This window comes from Trinickia dabaoshanensis, from assembly GCF_002879885.1.
Lineage (GTDB): Bacteria > Pseudomonadota > Gammaproteobacteria > Burkholderiales > Burkholderiaceae > Trinickia > Trinickia dabaoshanensis.
Genome location: NZ_PNYA01000042.1, coordinates 56263 through 63582, shown reverse-complemented (window position 1 = coordinate 63582; position 7320 = coordinate 56263). Strand labels below are relative to the sequence as shown.

7 protein-coding genes are annotated in these 7320 nt (G+C 61.4%); all 7 read left to right on the top strand.

Features of this window, described 5'->3' with window-relative positions:
- The coding region (locus C0Z18_RS30900; RefSeq protein ID WP_199189593.1) for a toxin co-regulated pilus biosynthesis Q family protein at positions 1-298 on the top strand (298 nt) is incomplete at its 5' end.
- A 17-nt stretch (positions 299-315) separates the two neighbouring features.
- Complete coding sequence (locus C0Z18_RS30895; RefSeq protein ID WP_102649259.1) at positions 316-2103, top strand: hypothetical protein; 1788 nt, start codon at positions 316-318, stop codon at positions 2101-2103.
- Positions 2103-3395, top strand: coding sequence for a type 4b pilus protein PilO2 (gene pilO2, locus C0Z18_RS30890; protein WP_102649258.1), 1293 nt, complete (start codon positions 2103-2105; stop codon positions 3393-3395). Before C0Z18_RS30895 ends, pilO2 begins: the two co-directional genes overlap by 1 nt.
- A complete protein-coding gene (locus C0Z18_RS30885) occupies positions 3382-3930 on the top strand; it encodes a hypothetical protein (RefSeq protein ID WP_102649257.1) in 549 nt (182 codons plus the stop codon). Before pilO2 ends, C0Z18_RS30885 begins: the two co-directional genes overlap by 14 nt.
- A 14-nt stretch (positions 3931-3944) precedes the next feature.
- Positions 3945-5624: a GspE/PulE family protein gene (locus C0Z18_RS30880; RefSeq protein ID WP_102649256.1), complete on the top strand. Its 1680-nt coding sequence runs from the start codon at positions 3945-3947 to the stop codon at positions 5622-5624.
- The gene (locus tag C0Z18_RS30875; protein ID WP_102649255.1) at positions 5621-6685 is read left to right on the top strand and encodes a type II secretion system F family protein; all 1065 of its coding nucleotides are present in this window, start codon (positions 5621-5623) and stop codon (positions 6683-6685) included. The genes C0Z18_RS30880 and C0Z18_RS30875 overlap by 4 nt, the downstream gene beginning before the upstream one ends.
- A gap of 16 nt (positions 6686-6701) precedes the next feature.
- Positions 6702-7316: a type 4 pilus major pilin gene (locus tag C0Z18_RS30870; RefSeq protein ID WP_158244337.1), complete on the top strand. Its 615-nt coding sequence runs from the start codon at positions 6702-6704 to the stop codon at positions 7314-7316.
- The last annotated feature ends 4 nt before the right edge of the window (positions 7317-7320 follow it).

Genomic DNA, 7320 nt, shown 5'->3' with positions numbered 1-7320 from the left:
CCCCGCGAGTGCCCCCGCCAGTACCCCGAGCGGCGAGCAGAACTGGACGGTTTCGCCCTCCGACGGGACGTTACGGCATGCCCTAGCGAAATGGGCAGTGCAAGCCGGTTGGCAGTTGGTGTGGGATGCGTCCGTCGACGTGCCGGTCACCGTGAGCGCCTCGTTCGCCGGCGATTTCCGCTACGCGGTGAAAGCGCTTTTCTCCTCTTTGTCGGCGGCGGACGTCAATTTGAGCGGCCTGATGTACACGGGCAATCGCGTTCTTCGAGTCACCGAGACCGGTCAGCGCGCGCAATAACTCAAGGAAAACGAAGAATGACTTCGAATGTGAAGCGAAGCGTCGTGCTTGTGATGATGACCTTGCTGACCGGTTGCGGGACCGTCATGGAGCGTAACGAAATCCGAGGCGCGGTCAATCAAGGCAGTCAAGCCGTTAGCGATCGCATGGCGCGGTTGCGCCAGGAAGATCAGCAAAAAGCGGCCGTCGTGAGGGAGATCGACGGCGTATGGCTTGGCGGAAAAACCGTGAAAGTCTCGCGCGACGCAGAGCTCCCCGCCGTATTCAGTCAACCGATTCGTTTTGCGTTCCCGGATCAGCCGACGCTGACCATCATCGCCGATCGTATCAGCAAGATCGTGGGAATGCCGGTGCGGGTCAGCGCCGACGCACTGATTCCGATCGAAATCTTCTCGGCGCAGCGCATGGGCATGATGATGGGCGGCATGGGCGGCTCGAGCATGATGCAATCGGGCGTCGGCGGCTTGGCCGCGGCCAATGGCGTGCGGCTCCCGTCGGGTGTGGCAATGCCGCCGCAATCGGGCCCCATCGGTCAATACGCCCCGAGCATGACCACGATGGGCGGCTATCAGCCGATCGCACAGGCCAGGTCCTTCATCATCGATCAGACCTCGCCCTTCGGAGGTACGTTGACCGAGTTGCTGGATCAGGTGTCCGGCAAATTCGGCGTGGGTTGGGATTACAAGGACGGCACGATTTCGATCTCGCGTCTCGTGACCCGGACCTATCAAATCGCGTCCATCACCGATACCAACGATGTCACCGCCACGATCGCAAAAACCGCGTCGACGGGCGAGACGACCGGTGGCGGGAGCGGCGGCGGGACGGGTACCACGATGTCGCAGGCCGGCAGCGCGTCGTCGTCCTCCGATGTCTCGTCGAAGCTGAGCGCGTCCGTCGACGTCGTCAAGGGGCTGAAGACCGCTATCGAAGCCGCGCTGACGCCGAACGGCATCGGCAAATACTCGATTTCGTCCTCGGGCGTCGTCACCGTGACCGATACGCGCGAGGTTCAGGAGCAGATTCGAGACTTGATCGAAGCCGAGAATGAATCGGTCGGGCGCCAGGTGCGGATGCGCATGCAAATCGTGGACGTTAGCGCGACGACGAATAACGACATGGGCGTCGATTGGTCGTGGGTCATCAATCAGGCCGCGGCGAAATGGAACGTGAATTTCTTCTCGCCGACCGGCTTGTCCAGCACTTCGACCGGGTTCGGCCAATTGGGCGTCATTCGTAACGGCGGAAACGGCTACTCGACGACACAGACCTTTTTGCAAGCACTGGCGACCGTCGGCAAGGTCAACATCCGTAAAGACGAGACCTATACGATGTTGAACAATCGCCCACTGTCCATCGCCAATACCGAAAACTTCATTTATCCGGCGAGATCGTCGCCGGCCGCGAGCGTGACCAACGGGGCGACGGCCGTTCCCGGCATCGAACCTGGCCAGCTCACGACGGGCACGTTCTTGAACATGCGTGCGTCGATACAGCCTAACGGTTCGGTGGTCGTGCAGTTCTCGATGGATGCCTCGACGCGCGGCAACACGGTGACCCTCGATTCGAACGGCGTGAAGCTGCAATACCCGCAATCGACGGCCAATCAGTATCAGATCTACGCGAGCATCGTAAACGGCGAGACCGCCGTGCTCGCCGGCCTCGACGACACGCAACAGCAAGCGACGGACAAGTCGTTCGACGGGACGCTCACACCGCTGCTGGGCGGCGGCATTTCGACGGCTACGACGCGTCACGCGGTGCTCGTTCTGCTCACCCCGCAAATTGTCGAAGGGGTCAATTGATGTCCGCGGCGATCCCCGTTCCGATTGCAGGATTCGGCGAGGCGGTGGCCGGCCTCGACTGGCTGGAGCTGCCCGGGCTGGACGGCAAGAACACGGAGGTCAAACAGCTCGGCCGCGGCGTCAACGCGGCGTGGCAATTCGTTTGGAGTGTGAAGGGAAAGGACGGCGAGTACGTCGCGTTCGTGTCCAAAGGCGAAGTGAAAAAGCGCCCGGTGGCCGCCGCCGTATTGGTCCGCGCGGCGGTTTCGGAGGACACCTATCTAACGCTGGTCGACATCGGAGACGGGCGCCTTTGGGCGTTCGCGGTCTCCGACGGCATGCCGGTCAATAGGATGGACCGGGTTGCCGATGCCACCGACTTGATGGGCCAAGTCCGCGACTTTTTGACGTCGTTGCCCGACCCCAGTAAGGCGCCGATCTATACCGACAAACCGGAACTGTTCGAGACGCTGCCTTACGGGCTCGATATTCGTCCCTTCTCGCTGGAGATTCTCAGGCATTCGATTAGAAAGCGAGATTTCTCGAAGGCGACGTTCTCGCGGCACTCGTCCATACCGGTCGCCGGAATCATCGCAACGGCATTGCTGGCGTCATTAACGGCCGGCTACGTGTACTACCAGGACCAGGCCGAAGGCGAAGCGCGCCGGCATGAGTCGCAGGCACGCCGGCGCGAGATAGCGAAGCGCAAGGCCGCACTCATGAACCAAGTTCGCGCCGCCATCAATGCGGCCGCTCCGGCGCGCGTCGCGGTACCGGCGTACATGGACACCTTGCGCGACGTGCCCGCATCGGTTTCGGGTTGGCGGTTGGCGGCGGTCGAGTGCGAGGCGAGCAGTTGCACGTTGACGTACAAGGCCGCCGCGTTCGCGACTTGGAACGGGTATTTGAAGGCGAAGCCCGCCGGCTGGCCGGCGCCGTCGTTCGACGGGGACATTCAGAGAGTCGATCAAAGCGTGCCGGTGCATTTGCCCTCGCTCTCGCCGCGCGCCGCGAGCGCGCTTGCGCCGCGCGAGAACGTGCGTCTGAAACTTGGCAATCTCGCACAGATTTCCAGACCTCTTGGGCTGACCGTCACGCTTCAAAGCGGCTGGGAACCGGTAGCGCCAAAGACGGCGGGGGTCGACGACCAGTGGGTGCCCCTGAAAACCGGCTTCGGCGCGACCGGCGCCGCCGTGCTGCTCAGAGACCTGGCGATGCGTCTGCCCGACGATGCGGGCGTGCGCAGCGTGTCGTTCAAGCTCGACGACAAGATCACTTTTGACTTGAAAGGGGAAGCGTATGCGAATCCGTGAAGTTGCTGCCTTGATGCTGCTCGTGCCAGTACTCGCGCGTGCCGGCGACGCGGCGCCGGCCGATACCTCCATGGATACCTTCGGCAAGCTGCTGGCGAAGCAACAGGAACTCATCGAATCCGAAATGGACGCAAAGATTCGAGCGAACCAGGCTCAAGCGGCAGGGCCCGCTGCTCCCGTTGCCGCGACACCCCTACCCGGCGTGAAGCAGGACGTGAACGACAAAGAACCGGTCGTCGAAGCGATTTGGGGGCTGGTCGGCAAGGAGGTGGCCGAAGTCAACTACAAGGGCCGCAGCGTGCCGGTCTCGATGCAAGAACCTTATATCTCGAAGATCGATGGCTGGAAGCTCGAAAGCATCCAGCCGTACGAGATCGTGTTGGTCCGCATGAGCGGCAATCGAGTGACGCAGCGTAAGTCCGTGATGCTCGATTGGCAAGGCAGCGGAAGCAGTCAGACCGCGACCTCGCCGGTGGCGAGTCCGTCGGTGCCGGTCGTCCGGCCTCCGATCGCGGCGCCGGCCGCAATGCGTTGACTCAGGGAGCGAACATGTTCACCAAGGGCTTGGGCTTTCTGAACGGTCGCGAGCAAGCGCAGTCGCCGGCCGAGGACGCGCGGCGCCAGCTTGCAAAGCTCGTTGGACAGTTGCGTCAATCGGGGCGCGTCAAGACGCGCGACGACTTGCCGGCCTTCCGTGCGCCGATGACGAAGACGCACGGCATCGCCGGCAACGACCTATCCGCGGTGGCCGCCGTCGACCTTGGGGGCCGCGAGGCCATCATCCTCGTTTCGGAAAGCTCGGTCGGCCAACGGCTGCACCTGGAGTTGCGGCGCCGCGTGCTCGGGGCCGGCTATAAGCTCGCGCAAGAGCGTCTGGCGGACGTCGCGCTGATCGCCGACATCAACAACGCCATCAACAAGGACGGCGTCGACAGTAAGGCAAGCGACGTTCGCCCGCTCGTTGACGAAATGATCCGCGATGCCATCAACGAGAAAACGACCGACATTCATATCTGCTGCCGCGAGCGCAGCGGCATGGTGCTGTTCCGGATTCACAGCCGCCTGTATCAATATCGCGGCTTCGACGTCGTGACGTGCGAGCAGATCGCCGGCTTCATGTTCACGGAAATGGCCGAAGGACGTTCGCGGAGCCAGGGCTCCTTCGCACTGGAGGCCAAGTCGCTGAGCTGCATGATTCGCACGACGATCAACGCGACCAGCTACAAACTTCGCTATAAGTTCATTCGCGTCGCCGACGGATGGGACGTGGTCGTGCGTGTATTGCCGGTGGAAACGCCCGGTCAACGGACTCCCACCTTCGCGGAACGCGGCTACGAGGTATCGCAAGTCAATCAACTCGAGTTGGCGGTCGGGCGATCGATCGGTCTCATCGCGATCACCGGCCCGACGGGCTCCGGCAAATCGACGACGTTGAAGACGATGATGGAGTTCGACCCGAAGCGTCTGTTGAAGAAGCGCTATTCGGTCGAAGACCCGGTCGAGTACAAGATCTTCGGCGTCAGCCAGATTTCCCGTCAACGCAGCGACCATGACGAAGACGATGGCAGCGACACCGATGCCATCGGCGTTTTGCGCGACATTTTGCGCGGCGATCCCGACGACGTGATGGTGGGTGAAACAAGAGACAAGACCACCGCGCAGATGCTGGCCGATTTCGTTTTGACGGGCCACAAGATCTATACGACGCTGCACACCGCTTCCGCCATCGGCGCGGCCCTGCGCCTTTATCGGCTCGGCCTCGACAGGCATGTTCTTGCCGACAGGCAATTCATCGCCGCGCTGATCTTTCAGCGGCTCTTGCCCGTACTCTGCGATCACTGCAAGAAGCCCGCGCGCGACATATTGGCCAGAGACAAGCAGTACCTCCTCGAGCACAAATTCGGGTTGAACATCGAATCGATCTACTGCGCCGACGAGACGGGTTGCCCCCACTGCCACGGCCGAGGGATCGTCGGTTCGACGGTGGTCGCGGAAATCGTCGTTCCGGACAAAGTCATTCGACAACACATTGCCGACGGTTTCGACGAAAAGGCCGAGATGTACTGGCGCGGGAGCCGGCGCACGGGCTTCGGCGATGCGGACATGACGGGGAAAACCGCGTTCGAGCATGCCCTGTACAAAATATCGTGCGGGCGCATCGACCCGCGCGACGTCGAGCAAGAGTTCGAGCCGTTCGAGACCTACGAGCTCGTGGAGGTGTCGATATGAACCTCGCCTTCAAGCTGAGCCGCTTCCTGTTCAACACGTTCGATTCCAGCCGCCAGGAGTTCTACGAGGATTTCGCTTCGGCCCTGCGCGACGGAGCCGCGACCAGCGAACGCCTGCGCAAGATGGCAGCGCGCTCTCGCCGGCGTAAAACAGGTTGGGCCCCGTTATACGAGCACTGGCTTCGAAAGATGCGCCGGATGTCCTTCGGACATGCGCTGCAGCACACCGTCCCCGCCTATGAAGTCATGGTACTGACGGCGGCCGAGGAAGACGGCCGTCTCGATGAAGCGATGGTCTACCTCGGGCGGGCGATACGGCTCATGGGCAAGATCAAGGCGACCTACTTCATGTCGCTGATCTCACCTGGCATGGCGTTCGTGTCGATCCTCGGATTCTTCGTAGCCTATGCGCTGGTCATTGCGCCGCAAAACCTCCAATCGCTTCCGCTAGAACGGTGGCCGATTATTAGTCGTCAGTTGTACGAGCTCTCGAACGCCATCGTTCGACATGGTTTGCTGTCCGGGCTGGGATTCGTTCTAACGGCCTGGCTAGTCATTTGGAGCCGGCCGAATTGGCGCGGCCGATTCCGCGCCAAGATCGATCACGTCCCGCTGCTGCCTTGGAGTTCGTATCGAGAAAACGAGGCGAACAACTTTCTCGTGTCGCTTGCGATTCTTTTGCAATCGAACAATCACGGCATGAAGGAAGCGCTGGAGCGGATGCGGCAATTCGCAAGCCCCTGGCTCGGGTGGCACATCACGGTCATGCTCAAGCGCCTCGCGCTGACGCCCGACAGCCCGGCGCGCGCGTTGGACACGGGGTTGTTCTCGTATCGCGTGATGGATCGCATCGAGGACTACTCCGAACGAACGAATTTCTTCAAGGCGCTGCGCATGATCGCCTTCGACCACGGCGACAAAGCCGTCGAGGCCGCCGAACGTAGGGCCATTTTCGGCGGGTTTCTCGCGATGGGCATCGTTGCCATGGTGCTCGGCGTGATCGTGCTAGGAAGCTTTGAATTCAACGATGCGATGGAAACCTATGTCCAGTCCATCCGCTAACTCAGGAGAACGATCGATGACAACTCAGTTTGAACCGGTACCCCCGAAGGGCGCCAAACCTCACGCCCCTCTCGGAACCGGCGGCACAAAGCACCGGACGATCGGGCGACAAAAAGGCTTTTCGCTGACCGAGCTCGCGATCGTCTTGGGCATCATCGCGCTGATTGCCGCCGCGGCCATGGTCGTGGTGCCACGCGTGCTCGCCAGCATTCGAGCGGGCAAGATCATCGACGCATTCAACGAAGCGATTCCCTCGATTCAGACGGCCTATCAGAACCAAACCTCGTTTGCCAATCTTGCCACGGCCCAGGTCGCACAAAACGGCTGGCTCAACGACAGCTTCGTGGAGATGGCCGGGGGGGTGCCCGACGGCAACCTGGTGACGCAGTGGGGAACGATCGTATTCGCTCCCACGGCGGGTAACACCCAGGGCCAAGTGACGATGAACGACATTCCGACGAAGGAGTGTGTGAAGATCGGGAACAACTTCATGAACGACATGTACCTGACCGCAACAATCAACGGCGCCGCCGTCAAAGCGGGGCCTAATAACGTCGATCTGACAGCCGTGGGTACGCAATGCAGCTCAACGACGACCAATACGATCGTATTCACTTTCGGACGAGCGTGATCAC